The 20,137-nt window shown below is 66.2% G+C and carries 16 protein-coding genes; 4 read left to right on the top strand and 12 right to left on the bottom strand.

All coding sequences use genetic code 11. From position 1 onward, the window contains the following. Window positions 1-15 precede the first annotated feature (15 nt). The 3 genes from FB157_RS20705 (at window position 16) to FB157_RS20695 (ending at window position 4,829) form a co-directional block, all read left to right on the top strand. A complete protein-coding gene (locus FB157_RS20705) occupies window positions 16-564 on the top strand; it encodes an ATP/GTP-binding protein (RefSeq protein ID WP_315903823.1) in 549 nt (182 codons plus the stop codon). A 38-nt stretch (window positions 565-602) separates the two neighbouring features. Continuing rightward, on the top strand, window positions 603-1,835 hold the full coding sequence (locus FB157_RS20700; protein WP_261386390.1) for a branched-chain amino acid ABC transporter substrate-binding protein: 1,233 nt from the start codon (window positions 603-605) through the stop codon (window positions 1,833-1,835). 195 nt (window positions 1,836-2,030) lie between these two features. After that, window positions 2,031-4,829, top strand: coding sequence for a SpoIIE family protein phosphatase/ATP-binding protein (locus FB157_RS20695; protein WP_145881839.1), 2,799 nt, complete (start codon window positions 2,031-2,033; stop codon window positions 4,827-4,829). Window positions 4,830-4,869: 40 nt separating this feature from the next. Here the strand turns inward: FB157_RS20695 and FB157_RS20690 are convergent, their stop codons facing one another. From FB157_RS20690 to FB157_RS20680, 3 genes are all read right to left on the bottom strand, one after another. After that, window positions 4,870-5,751, bottom strand: a complete 882-nt coding sequence (locus FB157_RS20690; RefSeq protein WP_145881838.1) for an ABC transporter substrate-binding protein — start codon at window positions 5,749-5,751, stop codon at window positions 4,870-4,872. Window positions 5,752-6,462: 711 nt separating this feature from the next. Beyond that, entirely contained in the window at window positions 6,463-7,602 is a 1,140-nt protein-coding gene (locus tag FB157_RS20685; protein WP_186581607.1) for a hypothetical protein, read from the bottom strand. A 168-nt stretch (window positions 7,603-7,770) separates the two neighbouring features. Next, window positions 7,771-9,078, bottom strand: coding sequence for a cysteine desulfurase-like protein (locus FB157_RS20680; RefSeq protein ID WP_145881836.1), 1,308 nt, complete (start codon window positions 9,076-9,078; stop codon window positions 7,771-7,773). Window positions 9,079-9,467: 389 nt separating this feature from the next. Between FB157_RS20680 and FB157_RS20675 the strand changes: the two genes are divergently transcribed. Further along, window positions 9,468-10,445 (top strand): PLP-dependent cysteine synthase family protein, encoded by a 978-nt coding sequence (locus FB157_RS20675; protein WP_261386388.1) that lies wholly within the window; start codon window positions 9,468-9,470, stop codon window positions 10,443-10,445. 122 nt (window positions 10,446-10,567) lie between these two features. On the opposite strand, the gene FB157_RS20670 is transcribed toward FB157_RS20675, so the two are convergent. The 9 genes from FB157_RS20670 to FB157_RS20630 all read right to left on the bottom strand — a co-directional run bounded on the left by FB157_RS20670 (window position 10,568) and on the right by FB157_RS20630 (window position 20,099). Further along, window positions 10,568-11,509 (bottom strand): ornithine cyclodeaminase family protein, encoded by a 942-nt coding sequence (locus tag FB157_RS20670; protein ID WP_145881835.1) that lies wholly within the window; start codon window positions 11,507-11,509, stop codon window positions 10,568-10,570. Beyond that, complete coding sequence (locus tag FB157_RS20665) at window positions 11,506-12,639, bottom strand: aminotransferase class I/II-fold pyridoxal phosphate-dependent enzyme (RefSeq protein WP_145881834.1); 1,134 nt, start codon at window positions 12,637-12,639, stop codon at window positions 11,506-11,508. The genes FB157_RS20670 and FB157_RS20665 overlap by 4 nt, the downstream gene beginning before the upstream one ends. Next, window positions 12,636-13,289 (bottom strand): transcriptional regulator, encoded by a 654-nt coding sequence (locus tag FB157_RS20660; RefSeq protein ID WP_145881833.1) that lies wholly within the window; start codon window positions 13,287-13,289, stop codon window positions 12,636-12,638. The genes FB157_RS20665 and FB157_RS20660 overlap by 4 nt, the downstream gene beginning before the upstream one ends. A gap of 263 nt (window positions 13,290-13,552) precedes the next feature. After that, window positions 13,553-14,737, bottom strand: a complete 1,185-nt coding sequence (fahA, locus tag FB157_RS20655) for a fumarylacetoacetase (protein ID WP_145881832.1) — start codon at window positions 14,735-14,737, stop codon at window positions 13,553-13,555. Continuing rightward, window positions 14,734-15,612 (bottom strand): hypothetical protein, encoded by an 879-nt coding sequence (locus FB157_RS20650; RefSeq protein WP_145881831.1) that lies wholly within the window; start codon window positions 15,610-15,612, stop codon window positions 14,734-14,736. Before FB157_RS20650 ends, fahA begins: the two co-directional genes overlap by 4 nt. Next, window positions 15,609-16,808: a homogentisate 1,2-dioxygenase gene (locus FB157_RS20645; protein ID WP_145881830.1), complete on the bottom strand. Its 1,200-nt coding sequence runs from the start codon at window positions 16,806-16,808 to the stop codon at window positions 15,609-15,611. Before FB157_RS20645 ends, FB157_RS20650 begins: the two co-directional genes overlap by 4 nt. Window positions 16,809-16,836: 28 nt before the next feature. Continuing rightward, window positions 16,837-17,796 carry an MBL fold metallo-hydrolase gene (locus FB157_RS20640; protein ID WP_145881829.1) on the bottom strand — a complete coding sequence of 320 codons (960 nt, stop codon included), beginning with the start codon at window positions 17,794-17,796 and terminating at the stop codon, window positions 16,837-16,839. Between the two features lie 59 nt (window positions 17,797-17,855). After that, window positions 17,856-18,263: a RidA family protein gene (locus tag FB157_RS20635; protein WP_145881827.1), complete on the bottom strand. Its 408-nt coding sequence runs from the start codon at window positions 18,261-18,263 to the stop codon at window positions 17,856-17,858. 414 nt (window positions 18,264-18,677) lie between these two features. Continuing rightward, window positions 18,678-20,099 (bottom strand): PLP-dependent aminotransferase family protein, encoded by a 1,422-nt coding sequence (locus tag FB157_RS20630; RefSeq protein WP_186581606.1) that lies wholly within the window; start codon window positions 20,097-20,099, stop codon window positions 18,678-18,680. Window positions 20,100-20,137 lie beyond the last annotated feature (38 nt).

Here is a 20,137-nt window from a genome sequence, read left to right as displayed (position 1 = left end):
CGCCCCCCTCTGCCGGTGAAGATCATCATCGCGGGGGGATTCGGTGTCGGCAAGACCACCACGGTGGGAAGCATCTCCGACGTCCCGCCGCTCACCACCGAGGCCGTCATGACATCGGTGGCAGCCGGGGTCGACGACAACAGTCTCACCCCGGACAAGCAGACGACCACCGTGGCAATGGACTTCGGCTCGCTCGCCCTTGACGACAGCCTGAAGCTCTACCTGTTCGGTACACCCGGCCAGGACCGCTTCGGCTTCATGTGGGGCGATTTGGTGCGCGGGGCCCTTGGCACGCTCGTGATCGTGGACACGCGCCGCATCGAGGACTGCTTCCCCGCGGTGGACTACTTCGAGAACGCCGGGATTCCCTTCGCAATTGGCGTGAACTGCTTTCCCGGTCAGGAGAGCTACTCGACGGACGAGATCCGTTGGGCGCTCTCCGTGAACCCAGCAGTACCCATAGTGGAGTTCGACGCGCGCAGCCGGGTTTCCGTACGCGACGCGCTGCTCGTTGTACTCGACCGGGCACTGGCCTGCGCTCAGGCTGCGGAGGCGTCGCAATGAGTGGGAAGCAACCTGTCGAGAGCCCCAACTGGAATGACATGCCCTACCGCATGAAGCACCGCAGGATGTGGGCATTTGGCGCCGTCCTGACGGCACTGCTGCTCGTACTCACGGCGTGCAGCGCCGACAACGCCGGCGCCAGCTACAGCCGTACGGTCACCATCGCCGTCGACGCCCCGCTCACTGGACCGCTCGCCCCGATGGGCAAGGGAATCGCGAATTCGGTGGAACTCGCGGTCCGACAGGCCAACAGAACCCAGGAAGTGCCGGGTATCACCTTCAAGACCACTACCCTGGACGATGGCGGGGAGCCCTCCAGAGGGAAGGCCAACGCCGAGCGCGCCGTGGGCGCATCCGATGTGATCGGCATGGTGGGACCACTCAACTCAGGTGTGGCGCTGTTCATGCAGGAGACTCTGGATCGCGCACACCTCACCCTGGTGTCCCCGGCCAACACCAACCCGACTCTCACGCTTGGTCCCGACTGGCTCTCCGGGGAGAAGGTACGTCGATACCCGTCGTATTTCAGGACGGTCACCACTGATGCCAGCCAGGGCCCCTTCGCCGCACAGTTCGCCTATGAGGGACTCGGTAAAAAGCGCGTTTTCGTGGTCGCCGACGACGAGCCTTACGGAAAGGGGCTGGCGGCAACATTCAGCACCGAGTTCATCCGGCAGGGCGGCACCGTGGCCGGGAGGGAAAATATCAGCCCGGGGGAGCAGAACCTTGGGGCTATTACTGCGGAGATCGCGGCGTCGAATCCCGACCTCGTCTTTTTCGGGGGCCTCTATCCTGAATGCAGTATGCTCAGCAAGCTGCTGAAGACAGTCACCCGGACCGATATACCGGTGATGGGCGGCGACGCGATTGACGACCCCGCGTATATCAAAGAGGCGGGTAAAGCGGCTGAGGGCGACTACGCGACGTCGGTCGGTGTACCGACCGATATTCTCAGCTCGGCTCGGTTCTTCGTCAGCAGCTATAAGATCGCCGCCTACAAGACGCCACCCGGTACGTACGGCGCGTACGCGTATGACAGTGCCTGGGCCATCGTCCAGGGAGTGAAGGGTGCTGTCGCCAACAATTCCGGCCGACTTCCCTCCAACCCGCGTCTAGCGGTCACCGATGCCATGCAGTCGGTCACGTTCTCCGGTGTGACAGGCCCGGTGTCATTCGACCGCTACGGCGACTCAACCGACAAGCAGCTGACCGTCTACGTGGTACGGGAGGGCAAGTGGACGCCCCTGAGGACGGGCTCCTATGTGAACTGAGCTCCGGAGGGAGCCCTGCGTAAGCAATAGTCACCAAAAGTAACCATGTAGGTGGAGTGGAATAGGCACGGCCTTCACACGGCACGGCCCTCCGCACCCGCGCGTTCCGGGTTGCGGGGCCGGGCTAGATGAGCACCATAAATGGTCTTGGTCTGCACCCGCGCGGCAGCAGGCCGGGGGATCAATACTGTGGTTATGGAGATTTCGGGACGATCCGACGAGCCGGAGCGGCCTGACGAGACTCCAGGGCAGGAAACAGAGCAGTCCGGGTCCGTCCCGCGCCGATCGCTGGGACGCCACCTGCGCAGCCTGGTCAGTGCGCGGAGCGTCGCCGGTCAGGTCTTCCTGTTCCAACTTGCGCTCGTTGTGCTGCTCGTGGCCGTGACCGTGGTGACGCTGCTGTTGCAAGACCGGCGCCTCACCACGGAAAGTGCCGCCGATCGGTCACTCGCGGTTGCCCAAGCCTTTGCCAACTCTCCAGGCATCGCGGCCGCGATGAAGAGCTCCGACCCCAGCGCAGTACTGCAACCCCGCACAGAAGCAGCACGGAAACTGGCTCATGTCGACTACATCGTCGCCCTGAGCCCCTACGGCTTCCGCTGGACCCATCCTGACCCCAGCATGATCGGGCAGCACGTCACCACTGGCTACGGCCAAGCACTCACCGGCGTCCCGGTTCAGAAAACCTTCGACAGCAGCCTGGGCCGGGCCGTTGACTCAACGGTCGCCGTCTTCGACACCAAGGGCTCACCGGTCGGTTTGATAACCGTGGGCGTCACGGTCAACCGAGTGAGCAGCGCGGCCCAGCATCAGCTGCCGATACTCATCGCCGTCGCGGGCGCCGCGCTATTGCTGGCTGCGGGTGGCGCGACGTTCGTCAGTTCCCGTCTGCGGCGACAGACTCGCGGTCTTGCGCCGGCGGAGATGACCCGCATGTACGAGCACCATGATGCGGTGCTGCACGCAGTGCGGGAAGGCGTGCTCATCGTCGGCGATGACCGGCGGCTGCTGCTGGCCAATGACGAGGCACGCAGGCTGCTGGACCTGCCACCGGAAGCCGAGCGGCACCATGTCACAGAACTCGGCCTGGCTCCCGACATCGCCGACCTTCTGGTATCGGGGCGCACAGCCAACGACGAAGTCTGCCTGGCCGGGGACCGTCTGCTGGCCGTCAATCTGCGGCCTGTCGATCCCAAAGAAGGACCGCCAGGCACCGTGGCCACCCTGCGCGACACCACGGAGCTGAGCGAGCTCACCGGAAAGGCTGAAGAGGCACGCCAGCGTCTGCAGCTGAACTACGAGGCCGCGCTGCGGATCGGAACGACCCTCGACGTGGTGCTCACGGCCGAAGAACTGGCCGAAGTCGCGGTCCCTATGTTCGCCGATTTTGCCACCGTCGAACTGCTGGACCCTGTACTGCATGGTGGGGAACCGACGGAGGCAAGTACCGAAGTACGTCGGGTCGCCGCCGTCGGCATACGCGAAGACCCGCCGTTCTATCCGGTGGGGCGGCTCATCCGCCTGGTCCCCACGAGTCCTGTGGCCACCAGCGTCACCACTCAACGCGCCGTTCTCGAGGCCGATCTAGCCGCCTCCGACGGCTGGCGCGCCCAGGACCCTGAACGGACCCAAAGAGTCATCGACTACGGCATCCACTCCCTGATCTCCGTGCCGCTGCATGCCCGTGGCGTCTTGCTCGGGGTAGCCGACTTCTGGCGCTCTGACCGCGAGCCCTTCGAGGAGGACGACCTGCCCTGCGCCGAGGAACTGGCCGCCCGCGCGGCCGTGTGTATCGACAACGCCCGCCGCTACACCCGGGAGCACACTACAGCTGTCACCCTCCAACGCAGCCTGCTGCCCGGCCTGCTGCCCGAGCACTCCGCCCTGGATGTGGGGCACCGCTATCTGCCAGCTCGGGCCGGGGTGGGCGGCGACTGGTTCGACGTGATTCCGCTGCCCGGCGCCCGGGTAGCTCTCGTCGTCGGCGATGTCGTCGGCCACGGCCTGCACGCCGCCGTCACCATGGGCCGACTGCGCACGGCAGTGCACAACTTCTCCGCCCTGGATCTGCCCCCCGACGAGCTCCTCGTGCACCTCGATGAGCTGGCCGAGCGAATCGACCAGGAAGCGGCCGCTGAAGGCAAGAACGCCGGCATCACTGGCGCCACCTGCCTATACGCCGTCTACGATCCGGTCTCCGGGCGCTGTTGTCTGGCCAGGGCAGGCCACCCCGGACCCGCCCTGGTGGGGCCAGACGGCAAAGTCACCTTTCCCGATGTACCCGTTGCCCCCCCACTGGGCATAGGCAGCGGCCTGCCGGTCGAGATGACCGAACTGCACCTGCCAGAGGGCAGCCAGTTGGTCCTCTACACGGATGGCCTTGTCGAGGAGCGGGGCCGCGACATCGACAGCGGACTCGAAATGCTGCGCGACGCCCTGGCGAAATCGGACGGGAGCCCTGAAGGAACCTGCCAGACAGTACTCGATGCGATGCTGTCCGCCCGGCCCAGCGACGACGTCGCCCTGCTCGTCGCCCGCACCCGCCTGCTCGCCCCGGACCAAGTCGCCGACTGGGACGTTCCCAATGACATCGCAGCTGTCTCCCGTATCCGAGCCGAGGTCACCAGCCAACTCGAGGCCTGGGGCTTGCACCAGGCCGTCTACACCACCGAGTTGATCATCAGTGAACTGGTCACCAACGCCATCCGCTACGGCATAGACCCCATCCGGACCCGGGTGCTGCGCGACGGGAACACCTTGATCTGCGAGGTCTCAGACGGCAGCAGCACCTCCCCGCACATGCGCCGCGCAGCCACCACAGACGAGGGTGGCCGTGGCCTGTTCCTGGTGGCCCAGTTCTCCCAGCGCTGGGGGACCCGCTACCTCGACCGCGGCAAGATCATATGGACGGAACAGGTGGTTGGTGACGAAGCGGCCGAATCAGCCACGGATGCGGATGCTCTGCTGGATCTGTGGACCGACTCGGGGCTCTGAGGGCGGCGTCATACGGTCACAGGGGGGCGTTGGCGCGGTGTCAAGAGGGGTTACCCACAGTGAAGTACGGTAGCTTGGTGGGGTCGATGCCGTAGGCCGCGCCGAGATAGACCGCGGAGAACTTGGTGAGTGTCCCATCGTCGATCATCTGCTTGATGATTCGATCGAGAGTCGCCTTGTTCGGCGACCCCTTCGGGTAAAGCGCCCCGTAGGGTTCGTCGGTCCTGTACTGGCCGACCACCTGAAGGTCTGCCTTCGGCTGTCTGGCGAAGGCCAGCAGAATCGTGCTGTCGTGCACGACAGCGTCCACCTCGCCGTTCGCGAGCCCTGCGATCATGTCCGGGGCGCTCTGGAACACCTTGACCGGCTTGGCCGGCTTCAGCCGATCCATGACGAACCTGGCGCCGGTCGTACCCAGAGCAACACCTATGCGGGCATTATGGATGCTTGTCGAGTCGATCTTCGCACCCTTCTTCACTCCCACTCCTTGTTCGGCGTAGAGGTACGGAGGAGAGAAGTCGGCTATTTCCTTACGCTTATCCGTTATCGTGATCTCGGACAGGGCGAGGTCAAAATTCTTCGTCTTACCCTCCGCGAGCGATGCGAAGGGAACGCTCTTCACCTTCACACGGCCGAGCCCGGCACGGTAGGCGATATTGGCCGCCATGCAATACTCGAATCCGTCCTTCACGGAATTCGGTGTACTTCCGTTCCACCAGCCCGGAGCAGGGAGACTCGCCTCGACTGTCAGAGTGTCGGCCGCTTCTGGCGTCAGCTTGAACTCAGCCCGTTTCCCGGAAACCAGACAGTCGCCGTATGCGTTGCCGCCCTGGTCTGCCTGGCTGGACGGACTGCTGCAGGCTGCCATGGCGAAGAGTGCCAAGCCGGTGGCAAGTGCGGTGATCGATGCTGCGGGACGCATCCTTACCTCCGAGGGGAAGCAGCCATTCCAGCTGTCAAAGAGGGGAGCGAGGCGGCCACCATTCATAATCGGGCATCGCCCAGATCGAGGACTGACCATATTTGAGAAGTCCACGGGCCATATGGGAAGTCCACGGGCCGCACGACTGTCTGTGCCAATCACCCCCCACTCTCAACAGTAAGGGGGAGACGGCGTAGGGGCTCGCCTGAGCATCCGGGTAGCGGCAGCGTTCAGGGTGACACTCAGTGGGGGTTATGAACTTCAGACCACGGCCGAGTACACCGGACCTGGCGACGGCCGCGGAATCCGCCATCCACTTGAGTGGCTCTGCGGCCTGCAGCGCGGGCAAGGCTTGCCGCTGGGTCCACCGGATCCACCCACCAGCCCGTGGGGCAGCTCGATGACTTCCTGCCAGCCCTGGCAGGTCTGGCATCCACCAGTGAAGTCATGGGAGGGGGCGTGGGGCTCGCGCCCTCCGGTGCGTGCTGCGGGGACCGGAGCCGTAGTGCGGCCCGAGGCCAGGCCGGCCTCTGAATCAACCGAAATGACGCGAAATGAAGCCATGCGTTCATGCTGACTCAGGAGCAGTGTGAAGTTCCAACGGTGATTCCTGATCCGTGCATCAGCGCCACTGATGAGGCCCCCGAGTGGGTGCGGCTGCGGGCTCTGCCGCCGCCCTCCCGCTCAATCGACCCGCCACCGACAGAGGCGTCAACCGGCGTCGTACGCGAGCCTTGTACCTCGTGTCGGATAGGAGCCGCGCGCCATGGACAAAATGTCCGAGAGGAGCCCGTATGCAGTGTCCTTCACAGTCGGCCGGTGAGACATCACGGAAACTGGACACAGCAGCTCCGACTTTATGCACAGTCCGAGACTCGCACCCCGCAATGGGTAGAACATGTTCTCCGGCTTGATGTCCGCCAAGCGCACCCGCGCATTGGCCGGAGCCCCATCGACCAGACTGATGGTGCCCATGCTCACCAGCCTTCCGCCCGACTCCCGCGCAGCGACCGCACGGGCGCGCACGGACTCATCTACCGGTTCGACCTCCACGTTTTCGAGTGGCAGTCGCCTGCCCCAGACCGCCGCACACAAAGCGGAAAGTTTGACGGCAGCATCCAGGCCGTCGAGGTCAAAGGATGGGTCGGTTTCGGCAATTCCCTCAGATACTGCTTGCGCAATTGCATCAGAGAGGGACACCCCCTCGGCCAGGGCGTCCAGCACGACATTGGAAGTGGAGTTGAACAACCCACTGATCTCGGTGATGCCCGCCGCCGGCAATGTGTGCTCGATGAGATTGAACACCGGGAGGCCGTCGGCAACGGCAGACTCGAAGCGGTAACTGACACCGTGCCGTACGGCCAGCGACCGCAGGTCGTCCAGGGCATGGGCGACAGGTCCCTTGTTGGCGCTTACGACGTCGCGCCCCGCCTGCAATGAAGCACGGATTACTTCGGTGGCTGATTCTCCTGTCCAGGGCTCCAGGGGAAGAGTTTCCACGATCAAATCCGCGGGACATGTACCGGCAAAGCGTGCAGCCGACATCCCAGGAGGCCCCTGATCGGCTCCCCGGTGTGCGCGATCGAGTAGGTCGGTGGGATCGATACCGTCGTCCGAGGACCGGCTCCCGAATCGTCGAGTGGCAATGCCGGTGATGACTATGTCGACACCACACTCGTTTCGGATGCGATCTCCCTCGTCACGAATGATGGCAGCTAGGGCTTTCCCTACCGAGCCGAAACCGACTAGTGCGATCCTTACAACCCTGGGCGGAACGTTGTGCATTGCACCTTTCTTTCCATTTGTTTTGTAGGCATGGGTCTTGATCACTGCTCGCCAGCTGAGCCGCATGGTCACCGGGGTGCGGCAGGACGCGAAGACAGCAAGGGGGGAACGCCGGATGCGGAGCCCGGCTCTACCCCCTGGCCAAGATGACGGCGACCACAGGCGTGGCATGTCTGCACTGCGGCGGTCCTGTTCGCCTGCCTATTCGGCGGCTTCTGCTCGCGTCTTTCCGCCTTACACAGCAGAAGTGCCGCTCGTCACCAGACGGTCGAGTTCGCAGATGAAACGGTCGATATCCTGAGTGGTGTTGTAATGGACCATTCCAGCCCGCAGGAGACCTCGTTCGACATCCATTCCGAGATGTTCCATGATGCTCTGCGCATAGAAGCTTCCATTCCACGTGTAGACACCCGCCCTTCCCAGGGCTCGGGCCACCGCTGCGGGCTCCATTCCGTCTACCGCTATGCCGAACGTCCCCACACGCCGTTCGGCGTCCGGCGAGGCCACTCCTGCGATGCGGACACCATTGAGTCCGGTGAACTGCCGCATGAAATGGTGCGCGAGTTCGGTCTCGTGATCTTCGATGGCCTGATAGGCGGTGTCGAGGGCGAGACGGAGATCGTCCCCCGCGCCCAGAGACGCCAAGTACTCCACCGCCGCGATGAACCCGGCTATCGCCTCGTGGGAGAGCGTCCCTGTTTCGAATCGGTGCCCCGGCGGCTCCTGCCCCGCGGGACGCACTCGCTCGGCAGGAAGGGACTCAGCCAGATCGCGCCGCATCCACGCCATCCCCAGATGAGGCCCGAAGAACTTGTAGGGCGAACAAAGCAGCACATCGCAGCCCATGGCTGCGACATCGATGCGGCGGTGCGCGGCATAGGCAACTGCGTCTACCCATGCGAGAGCACCCACGGAATGCGCCAGATCGGAAATTTCCCGCGCCGGCGTCAACGTGCCCACTGCATTGGAGGTCAGCGAGAAAGCAACGACCCGAGTGCGATCACTGAGCTTGGCGCGCAAGTCATCCATGTCCAGCGCCAGATCTTCCCTCAGACCGACCTGGCGCACGACGAGGTCGCGGTCCTGCGCCAGCAGCAGCCAAGGAGAGACGTTCGCCTCATGGTCGAGTGCGGTCGTGATAATTTCGTCACCCGGCCGGAGTGTACGGCCCATGGCGCGGGACAGGTTGAAGTTGAGGGTGGTCATATTTTGACCGAAAGCTATGCAGTCCGGATCGCCGCCGACGAATACGCCAGCCATGGAGCGAGCGCGTTCAATGATCCTGTCCGTTTCCACGGACAGCTCGTACTCGCCCTCAATGTTGGAATTTGCGGATCTCAGGTAGGAGCTCATTGCTTCGATCACTGATTCCGGAACCTGCGTTCCTCCGGGCCCGTCGAGATATGCCACAGGATGACCATCGGCGGTTACTCGGGAAAGGGACGGGAAACGACTACGAAGAGCCGTTACATCCAGCCTGCCCTTTCGCAGCTGCTGCGCTGTCAACGTACGTTCTCCCTTGATTCTGATGATTCCGGGCATGCGATGCAGCCCACATGATGTGTGTGATGGTCAGCCCCGACACGGGTGGCCAGTCGCGTAGAGAGAAGGGATGGCGCCTTGAGGGGCCACAGTGACCGGTGATCAGGCACACCGGCTTCAAAGGAGCGCGCTCACCCATCGTGTCACTCAATGGGCCTCTGATCAGCTCAAACGTAGGGTCCCCCGGGGCCGGCCGTCAAGCTCTACCCAGCCCAGTCCATTTGGGGGAACTCGAAAAGGACGACCGCGCTCTGAAAGCTACCGATGAGTTGTCAGTTCCCGGTGTCGGAGTCAGTACCCCTGGACCGTTCCGGGGCGCAAGAACGTACAAGACCCAAGGGCACGGTTCCCTTACCCTCCGGGCTGTGGTGCCCGCTTCATCGCGACCAGTGAGGAAAACGGAGATGAGCGAAGTCCTATCGTCTGCCATGGAAGCCATCGGTGCGACGCCGCTCGTGCGGCTCGACCGGATCACGAGTGGGCTGCACGGCACCCTCCTGGCCAAGCTCGAATACTTGAATCCCGGCGGGTCCAAGAAGGACCGCGCGGCAATGGGGGTCATCGAGGAGGCCGAAGCCTCCGGACTGCTCAGGCCCGGACAGCCCGTGGTAGAGCTGACCAGCGGCAACATGGGCACCGGGCTGGCGATCGTGTGCGCCGTCAAGGGCTACCCGTTCATCGCGGTCATGTCCAAGGGGAACTCACCAGAGCGGGCCCGGATGATGGCGGCGCTCGGGGCTGAGGTGGTCCTCGTCGACCAGCTGCCCGGATCCGCCCCCGGCCAGGTGACCGGTGGAGACCTGGAACTTGTCGAAGCCAGGGCGAGGGAGATCACCCAGATCGGCGGTGCGTTCCGCGCCGATCAGTTCCACCGCGCCGGCAACTGGCTCGCCCACTACCGCGGCACAGGTCAGGAGTTGTGGCAGCAGACGGACGGCGCGATCGACGGCTTCGTCGACTTCCTGGGCTCAGGTGGAACGTACACAGGGGTGACCAAAGCCCTCAAGGAACACAACCCGGCTGTGAGGTGCTTCGTTGCCGAACCCGTCGGCGCCGCAGTCGTCGCTGGCCAGCCCCTTACCGACCCCCATCACCCCATCCAGGGCGGCGGTTACGCCATGGGCGACCTGGACTTCCTTAAGGGCATACCGATAGACGGCTTCGTCCAGGTGACCGGCGATGAGGCGAGGATGGCCGCCCGTAGGCTGGCGACCCGGGAAGGCATCTTCGGAGGATTCTCCTCCGGTGCCAACCTCGCTGCGGCCATGAAGCTGCTGGAGGGCGAGATGCAGGGCAGGACGCTTGCCATCGTGGTGTGCGATTCGGGACTCAAGTACCTGTCCACGGACTTGTGGGCCCAGGCGTGAAACCCGTACGACACCAGCCCGCTCAGAGCTCCGGGCAGACGGCATTGCCAGGCGCGGATCTGGAACCTACGAGTCCCGAGGCGCTCCACGAGGACCAGCCCGAGGGTTGGATATGCACGTGCCTATTGGCCCAGTTCACGCAGGACCGATGAGGCTAGGACGGCGTCGACTGCGCCGACCCCGGTCAGGTCTGCGACGGTGATCGCGTCGTCCGGCCGCTCGACATGCTTTTCCAGCAGGAGGCCGACGGGGGTGTCGTCGGTGGCGATGACGGTTCCGGCACGGACGGCGTGGCCGAAGTCGCCGTGTTGCAGGCACTGGTGGTGGTCGTCGGTCGCGACCAGCGCAGCGCGTCCGAACAGCGCCGGGGGGAGCTCGTTCTTGTGGGGCATGTCAGTGCCGATCCCGGTCACGTGCGCGCCCTCCTGGACGTGGGCGGCTTCCAGTACCGGGACGGACGCGGGCGTGGCGGTGATGACCATGTCGGCGGCCGCCGCTTCTTCGGCGGAGGCGGGTCGGGCGTTGTGCCCGCGCGAGTTGAAGTTCTCACACAGCGCCCGTGCTTTGTCCTGGCTTCGGCCATGGACGAGCACTGTGCTGACCGGACGGAGCCTGCCGAGCCATTCGACTTGGAGGCGGGCCTGTTCTCCTGTGCCGAAGACGGCCAAGGTCGTCGCACTGGGGCGGGCCATGGCGTGGGTGATCAGCGCCCCCGCGGCTGCGGTGCGCCAGGTGGTGAGCAGGCCCTTGTCGTCGAGTACCGCGCGGATCTGGCCGGTCCGGGCGCTGACGACGCAGACCAGACCGTGGTTGGTGGGCAAACCGGCCGTGGGGTTGCGGTAGAAGCCGGTCGCGATCTTAACGGTGAAGTCGGGGGAGCCGGTGACCCAGCCTGCCTTGACGTGGCCGTCCCCGTCGGCCTCAGGGAACTCCAGGTGCAGTGGTGGCGGCACCGTGGTGCGGCCGTGGGCGTGGGCGATCAGGGATTCTCGGACTGCGTCGAAGACAAGGTCTGCAGTGGCTGCTTGTTCGATGTCGGTGACGTCGAAGACGGGCAGGGTCATCGGTGTTCTCTCATCCAGTGTGCGAAGGCGGCCAGGCCCTCCTCGGGGTTGGCGCGGCCGATGCCGATGCGGAACCTGTCGGTGGGGGTGGGGGTGAGTTCGGAGCGGTAGATGCCGGCGGGCAGCAGCAGGACGCCGGCTTCCTCCACCAGACGGGTGCAGAATTCCTCGACCCCTTCCGGCCCCAGATAACGCGGGTAGGCGACGCAGCCGCCGTCTGGTGCTCGCCATTCGAAGTCGTCCGGAAACTCTGCGAAGAAGGCTTCGAAGGCTGGCAGGTTCGCGTCGATCAGGGCCCGGTTGCGGTCAAGGATGACTCTGCGGGCCTTGAGCGCGATGCGGGCCAGGACCTCACTGGGAGCGGAGTTGCAGATGGTGGTGTAGTGCTTGGCCCTCTCCAACCGTGCGAGCAGGGCGCGGTCGCGGCAGGCGATCCAGCCGATCCGCAGGCCCGGAAGGCCAAGTGACTTGGACGTCACGTTCAGCGACAGGGCATGGTCGGAGAGGTCCGCGGCCTGTGGCAGGGTGCGGACCGGGTCGCGTTCCAGACCCCGGTACACCTCGTCGCTGAACAGGTGAATCGCGTTCTCGTCGCACATGCGCGCCAGTTCGGTGAAGTCGGCGACGCTGATGACCTTGCCGGTGGGGTTGTTGGGGAAGTTCACCGAGACCACTCGGGTGTTCGGGCGGATCGCAGCCTTGATGCGGTCGAGCTGCAAGGCCCAGTCGTTTTCCGGGTCGAGAGCGACGCCGGTGACGTCGCACAACGCCAGTGGCACGGTCTCGGCCGCCTGGTAGTTCGGGGTCACCACCACCGCGTGGTCGCCCGCGCCCAGCAGCACGTTCATCGCCAGGTACAGGGCTTCCTCGGCGCCCGCGAAGCAGATGACATCAGCGGCGTCCACTTGAGCATAGGTTTGTGCGATGGCCTCGCGCAGGCCGGGATCCCCGTAGGACGCCGTATAGCCGAGGGACAGGTTGTCGAACGCGTGCCGATCCTGATCGTCGGCCAGAGCCAGCAGCTCGGTGAGCACCATGGTCTGGGCATCAGAAGCGGTCAAATGATGACGCGCGGTGATCTCCCAGCGAGCGAGGTACGTTTCCAGACGAAAGTCGGGCAGCCGGGTCATGGTGCTGAGTCCTCTGCGTTCGGTGCTCTGAGCTCGGCCAGCAGGCCGTAGAGGGTGGATCGAGAGACCTGCATTGCGCGGGCGACGACCGGGGTGGCGCGGCGCACGGCGAAGACCTTGGCTTCCTCCAGCCGGGTGAGCACGGTCAGACGGTCGGCGCGTGTCAGCCGCTCCACTGGGCGGCCGCACTCGCGTACATAGGCGCCGATGATGTGCTGGACGCGCTCGCTCCAGGCCTGCTCGAACAGCGGCTCCGGCCGGGAAACGGTTGGGGCGCCGAACGCGGACAGTGCAGCCGCGGCCTGCTCCAGCGGCGTGCGGTCGAGGTTGACGCACAGCACCGCCGAAGCCCTGCCGTCCGCGTCGCGCAGGATGGCGCTGACCGACGAAAGGCGTCGGCCGTCCGCGAGCAGCTTCTCGTAGGGCCCGAACACATCCCGGGCCGACGGATCGAGGGCGTCCAGCTCGCCCAGCAGCGACGGGTCCCCCGGGCCGCGCGAACTCATCGGATTCCAGATGGCCAGGATCCGGTCGGTATCCGGGTCGTGCAGGACCACCTCGGCATACGGACCTAGCAGCAGCGCCACGGCCTGGCACGCCGGCGCCCACATCCGCACACGAGGGTCGGTGCCCTCCTCCACAGTCCCCATGGCTGGACCTTACGTCCAGACTGGATAATGTGTCCAGTTTCTGTACGGGCATGGTGGCGCTCACTACCGAAGTCAGCGTTCTGGGCCGCGATGGTGGGCCGGGGGGCCGAGACCAATCCCGAGTTCGCGGACCGGGTTCAATCATGGCGACGGGTCCGCGCAGCAGGCTTGGCTCCGGAACTTCCCGGTCTGAGGATGGGCCATGCAGTGGGACTCCCGCTCGCCCGCGTTGCGGGGGCTCGCCGACGAGCTGTCTCAGCCGTTCAGCGACCCTTCGCGTGTGCGGGCAGGATGCGGCTGCGTACTTCGCCCAAGCCGACGCGCCCGCCGAACACGCCCGGAGCAGTTGCTGTGATGGAGACCTCGTCCCCGTCCTGGAGGTAGGTGCGTTCCTCACCTTTGACCTGAATCGGCTCCTTACCGTCCCAGGTGAGTTCGATGAACGCGCCGCGCTGGTTTTTTTGCGGTCCGGATATGGTGCCCGAGGCGTAGAGGTCACCGGTGCGGGTGGATGCGCCGCCTGCGGTCATGTGTGCCAGCATCTGTGCAGGCGACCAGTACATTTCCCTATAGGGCGGATGCGAGACCACCTGCCCGTTCCATTCAACGGTCAGGTCGATGTCCAGGCCCCAGGGCTGGTCTTCCCGGAGGTACGGCAGCGGCAGCGGGTCCTGTGGCGGGGTGGGCACGCGCGCGGCCTGCAGAGCGAGAAGGGGGACCACCCACGGCGAGATGGAGGTCGCGAAGCTCTTGCCCAGGAATGGCCCGAGCGGAACGTACTCCCACGCTTGGATATCGCGTGCCGACCAATCGTTGACCAGGACGACGCCGAATACGTGGGTGGCGAAGTCCTCGGTCGAGAGCGGGCGGCCCAGTGGGGATCCGGTGCCGACGACGAAGCCGAGTTCGGCCTCGATGTCGAGCCGGCGGCTGGGCCCGAACGTGGGGGCCTGGCCGCTGGCCGCCTTGCGCTGTCCGCTGGGGCGGACGATGTCGGTTCCGGAGACCACGACGGTCCCTGCTCGGCCGTGGTAGCCGACAGGAAGGTGCTTCCAGTTGGGCATCAGGGGAGCGGAGTCGGGGCGGAAGAGCCGGCCGAGGTTTGTGGCGTGATGCTCCGAGGCATAGAAGTCGACGTAGTCGCCGACCTCGAACGGCAGATGCAGGGCGACTTCGTCCACGGGGAAGACTGCCTCGTCTGGCACGTCCTGGCACAGGAGTTCGGTCAGCTGTTCGCGCACCTCCACCCATTGTGTGTGTCCCTGCGCCATCAGCGCGTTGAGTGACGGGGTGGCGAAGACGTCGTCGCCGAGCAGTCGGGTGAGGTCAACTACGCATTCTCCGACCCGCACGCCGATGCGGGGCGCGCTGCGAGGTGTGGAGAAGACCCCGTAAGGCAGATTGTCCAGCCCAAAAGGTGAGCCTTCGGGAACGTCCACGGCGGTCATGCGGGTTCTCCGATGCTGCTGGTCAGTGAGGAAGGTATCAGGCCCACGTCGATCAGTTCAGTGAGCGGCTCGATGATGCTGCAGGTGCCGAAGGAAACGAACATCGAGCGGGCGGCGACGGCCCGCTTCTCGTCCAGCTCGGCAACACGGCCGGCAACGACGGCGGGGTCACGCTGTGCGAGCAATGCCGCCAGATCGTCCCGACGCCCGCCACGCACGGCGGCGTCCGTGGCCAGCAGCAGGTTGAGGAAGCCATGCTGCTCGAACCCGGTGCGCGGATCGGTGTTGCGGACGGCGTGGTGCAGCCCGGCGGTCGCTTTGAACGGAACGTGCGCCGTGACCGCGGCGACCACGGCCGCGGCCAGTTCCGTTTCGTCGGGGTAGAGCTCGGCCTTCACCCCGCCGGTGCGGAACTTCGCGCGATACCGGGTGCCGGACAGGGCGGCGAGAACGGCGGGACGGCGTTCGTCTCGGGGAACCTCGACGAACACGTTGACTTCCTGACTTTCTGCGCACGTCGCATCCAGCGTGGAAACCAGTTCGCGGGCCGCCATGTCCTCGGGGATCGAGACCTCCAGTGCGCGGAGGCTGACCGGCAGGTTCTCGGCAGCGGCCAGTGCCGGGCCGATGTGTGTGGGCCCTGGCACGGTGGCGGCCAGAGGCAGTCGATGGCTCTTCGACGTACCGGCGCGCAACAGCTCGCCCGGTCCTTCAAGCGTCTTCGCGGCGAGAACGAACGATCCGACCAACTCGGCGTAGGCGGACCGTTGATGGCCGCGGTGGGCGGCGATGGCTGCGGGGAGAGGGAGCAGTCCGGGCGGGAACACCGCTGCGTCGTCACACAGGTGCCGCACGATCGCGGGCAGCTCGGTCATGTCCGTGGCCCCCGTCCTGCCCAGGTCCAGGTGTACGCATGGTCCTCGCAGACCAGTGCTCCCTCGCCGAGTTCGAGTGGGCGGAAGGTGTCGACCATGACCGCGAGCTCGTCGAAGAAGTCCGCTCCGATGCTGCGCTCGTTGGCGCCCGGCTGCGGCCCGTGCGCGTGCCCGCCCGGGTGGACGGAGATGGATCCGGGGCCGATGCCGGAGCCCTTGCGGGCCTCGTAGTCGCCCCCGCAGTAGAACATGATCTCGTCGGAGTCGACGTTGGAGTGGTAGTAGGGGACCGGGACGGCCAGTGGGTGATAGTCCACCTTGCGGGGCACGAAGTTGCATACCACGAAGTTGTGTCCTTCGAAGACCTGATGTGCGGGCGGTGGCTGGTGGATCCGTCCGGTGATCGGCTCGAAGTCGTGGATGCTGAAGGTGTACGGGTACAGGCAGCCGTCCCAGCCGACCACGTCGAAGGGGTGGTCGGCGTAGATCATGCGGGTACCCGCGATCGCGTTGCCCGCGCGGTGCTTGACCAGCACCTCCACGTCGGTCGCCTCAATGAGGAGAGGCTGCGACGGTCCGTGCAGGTCGCGTTCGCAGTACGGGGCGTGCTCCAGCAACTGTCCGAAGCGTGACAGGTACCGGCGGACCGGAGTGATGTGGGAGTTCGCCTCGATGCAGTACACCCGCAGGGGCTGGTTCCCCGCCGGTATCCAGCGGTGCGTGGTGCCGCGGGGCAGGATGACGTAGTCGCCCTGCCGCGCCTGCAGTGTCCCGAACACCGTCTCCACGGTGCCCGCACCGGCCTCGACGTACAGACACTCGTCGCCGATCGCATTGCGGTACAGCGGCGATGGTGCTCCCGCAGCAACGTAGGACAGGCGCACGTCCGCGTTGCCCAGCACGAGCCGACGGCCTGTCACCACGTCGTGGTCCTCGCACCTCTGGTCCGGGAAGAGCGCGTGCAGCTTCAAGTGCCGGGGCTTAAGGGGGTGGTTGGCCAGCGTGGCCAGTTCGGGCAGGGACCACGGTGTGGCGTCCACGATTGCGGAGGGAATGTGCTGGTGGTAGAGCAGCGAGGAGTCGGAGGAGAAGCCCTCCTCGCCCATCAGCTCCTCGTAGTACAGCCCGCCGTCGGGGCGGCGGTGCTGGGTGTGCCGCTTGGGCGGGATATCGCCCACCTGCCGGTAGTACGTCATGGGTGCTTTCCTGGTTGGTCCGCGTCGGTCAGTTCTGGAGGGCGGCCCATACCTCGCGGTCGCGTTCGGCTGTCCAGATCACCGGGCGCTCGGTGCCGGTAAGTTCGTCCCAGACCCGGGAGACGTCGAACGGCAGGCAGTGCTCGAAGATGGGCCAACCGCCGTAGCGGTCGACGAGCGCGGCGTGGGTGGCGTGAAAGGCTTCCTTCAGGGTGCCGCCGCTCTGCTGGACGGCACTGACCTCGTTCAGCATCACCTGGAGGAAGTGCCGGGTCTGGGCGATGGCAGCCTGGACCTCGTCGTGTCCGCGAGCCACCTGGCCCCGGCCGCCGACGAGGAGCTCGGCGCCGTAGTCGGCGACGCAGTCCAGGGTGTCGGTGGACCACTCGCGGTGGAAGGCGTCGCCGGTGTAGAGCGCGGCCTGGGACTCGACGAGGTCGCCGGCGAACAGGATCTTGTGTTTCGGCAGCCAGGCGACGATGTCGCCCTCGGTGTGACCGCGGCCGACATGCTCCAGGACCAGGTCGCCACGGTCACCGCCGAGGTCGATGGTGACCCGGTCGCGGAAGGTCTGGGTCGGCCAGGTCAATCCGGGGATGGAGGCGGGCTCCTTGAACAGTCGCGGCATGCGTCCGTACTCGGATTCCCAGTCCTGTCGGCCGCGTTCGGCGATCAGCTCACGGGTGCGGTGATGAGCGATGATCACCTGAGCGTCGAAGGCGCTCGCACCCAGGACACGCACGGCGTGGTAGTGGGACAGGACAAGGTACTTGACCGGTTTGTTCGTGTGCTCGCGCAGGCGTGCCAGCCACTCCCGGGCAGCCACCGGGGTCGCCAGGGCTTCGAAGCAGACGACGAAGTCCTCGCCCTCGATGGCGCCGACGTTCGGGTCGCCTTCGGCGGTCAGGGCGTAGACGCCATCAGCGAGGACTTCCAGGGTCTGCTTCTTCTCGGCCAGGTCGCCCGAGGAGGCGAAGGTCTTGGGCATGGGTGGTGTCCTTATCGGAGGTGGGCCGGGGCACGGCGGGGGGGCGGTTCGTGGGGGGCCTATTCGGGCAGGACGGCGACCGCGCTGATCTCCAGCAGGAAGTCCGGCCGGGCCAGGCCCGCCACGACCAGCAGCGTGCTGGTGGGAGCCGGGTCGGCGGTCAAGTAGCGGCCGCGGACCTCGTTGACCGGGAGCAGCAGGGCGCGGTCGGTGACATAGGTGGTGGTGGACACTACCTGGGACAGGTCGCCCCCCGCGGCACGCAGTACGGCAGCGAGATTGTCGAAGACCTGCTCGGCCTGGCGGGTGATGTCACCGGCTCCGACGACTGCGCCGGTGGCGTCCATGGATACCTGGCCGGAGATCCACAGCTGCCGGCCGTGAAGGACGCCGTGGTTGTAGTAGAAGCGGGCGGCCGGTGCAGCGGCGAGTTCGGGTGCACTGATGGCCTGCGGCGTGGATGCCATGACGGTCTCCAGAAGTCGTTCGGGGGATGAGAAGCCCGGGGATGCCGTGCCGGTGTGAGGCTAGGCACCACAGGTTCCGGCGGCCCGGACCAATCACCGACCGGTGAACCGGACCATCGCGGCGCTGTCAGCGCCGTACAAGGCATCCGGCCTGGTATGCCTGCGGGGGCTCGGCCGTGCGGCAGGACGCGGGGCATGTGACCGGCAAGCCGGAGCGCGAGCGCAGGTGGGTCGGCCGCTTCCGGGCTGTGACCGGGGTGACGGGGCTGGGAGTAAGCGACAGAGACGTCGCTGTCAGCAACGCCGACGATCGGAGGGGTTGCCATCGCTGTCCGTAGAGGCTCGTGAGGCCGGACGATCGAGGACTCGAAGACCGGACCACAACGGCGGTGAGCCGGTCCGTCCTCGGGGAGATCAAGGCCGTGTGCGGCACACGGCCTCGTACGCCTGTGCGAGCGCGGCGATGCCCGGCGCGATCTGCCGTGTGCGGGCCTTGCCGTAGCCGATGACCAGGCCCGGTCGCAGAGGTCGTCCGCTGCTGTACTCGTGCAGACCGGTGATCTGCACGCCGTGTTGGCGGGCTTCCCGGATCAGCGCGGTTTCGTCGGTGCCTTCGGGCAGGTGGACGGTGAGGTGGAGGCCGGCGTCGACGCCCTGGATGTGGGCGGCGGGCAGATGTTCGGCCAGGGCCGTACGCAGTGCGGTCAGGCGTGCAAGATAGTCGACGCGGGTCCGGCGAAGATGCCGGTCCAGGGCGCCGGACTCGATGAGGTGGGCAAGGGCCAGCTGGTCGACGGTTGCGGGGACGGGATCGCCGCACTCCCGCAGGTGGAGCACGCTGGAGCGCAAAGCGGGCGGGGGTACCAGCCAGCCGAGCCGCACCCCAGGCCCCAGGGTCTTGCTGACCGTGCCCAGATAGGCGACGCGCTCGGGCGCCTGCGGCTGGAGCGCGGCCACTGGTTTGCGGTCGTACCGGTACTCGGCGTCGTAGTCGTCCTCAAGGATCACGCCGTCGCATGCGGTCGCCCACTCCAGCAGGGCAGCACGCCGGGCCGGGGAGAGCACCACGCCGGCCGGAAACTGGTGCGCGGGCGAGACAAGCACGGCGCGCGCTGTGGTGCCGCGCAGTACGTCGACGATTAGCCCCTCGTCGTCGACGGGCACCTGGACCGGCTCCAGACCGACGCGCCGCACCGCCAGGCTCAGCCGCGGCCAGCCCGGGTCCTCGACGGCCACCTGGCAGTGGCCTTGATCGCGCAGGACTTCGCACAGCAAGGCGAGGCCATGGCTGACGCCCGCGCTCACAATCACGCCGTCGGTGTCCGCCCGTACCCCCCGGGTGCGGGCCAGGTGCTCGGCCAGGACACGCCGCAGTTGCGGCACCCCGGCATCGGCCCCGTAGTCGAGGTGGTGCGGCGGGAGGTTGCGCACCGTGTGCTGGATGGCACGCAGCCAGGTACTGCGCGGGAAGGCGGCAAGGTCAGGCAGGCCCGGCTCGAAGTCGACCAAGAGGGGCACAGGCGCCGGTGCGGAGGCGGCCGACGAGACGCTGCCACGTTCGGCCTGCGGCGCGATCACCACCGTGCCGCCGCCGGCCCGCGTCCGCAGGAAGCCTTCGGCGGTGAGCTGCTGGTAAGCCTCCACGACCACCCAGCGCGAGCAGCCGAGCTCGGTGGCCAGGACCCGGGACGCGGGAAGCCGGGTACCGTCCGTGAACCGGCCGCTACGGATCGCCTCCCGCAGGGTGCGCTCCAGCTGAGTGTGCAGGGGAGTGCTGCTGGTGGGGTCCATGGCCAGCAGCAGCTCGGATCCCCGCGCGGTCTGATCGAAGGCCATAAGGGACATTAAAGCCCTTTCGTGAACCGGCCCTTCGT

This window comes from Streptomyces sp. BK340 (assembly GCF_007827595.1).
In the GTDB taxonomy this organism is placed as follows: domain Bacteria; phylum Actinomycetota; class Actinomycetes; order Streptomycetales; family Streptomycetaceae; genus Streptomyces.
The sequence above is the reverse complement of the archived record's forward strand: the minus strand, read 5'-3'. Positions and strand labels throughout refer to the sequence as shown.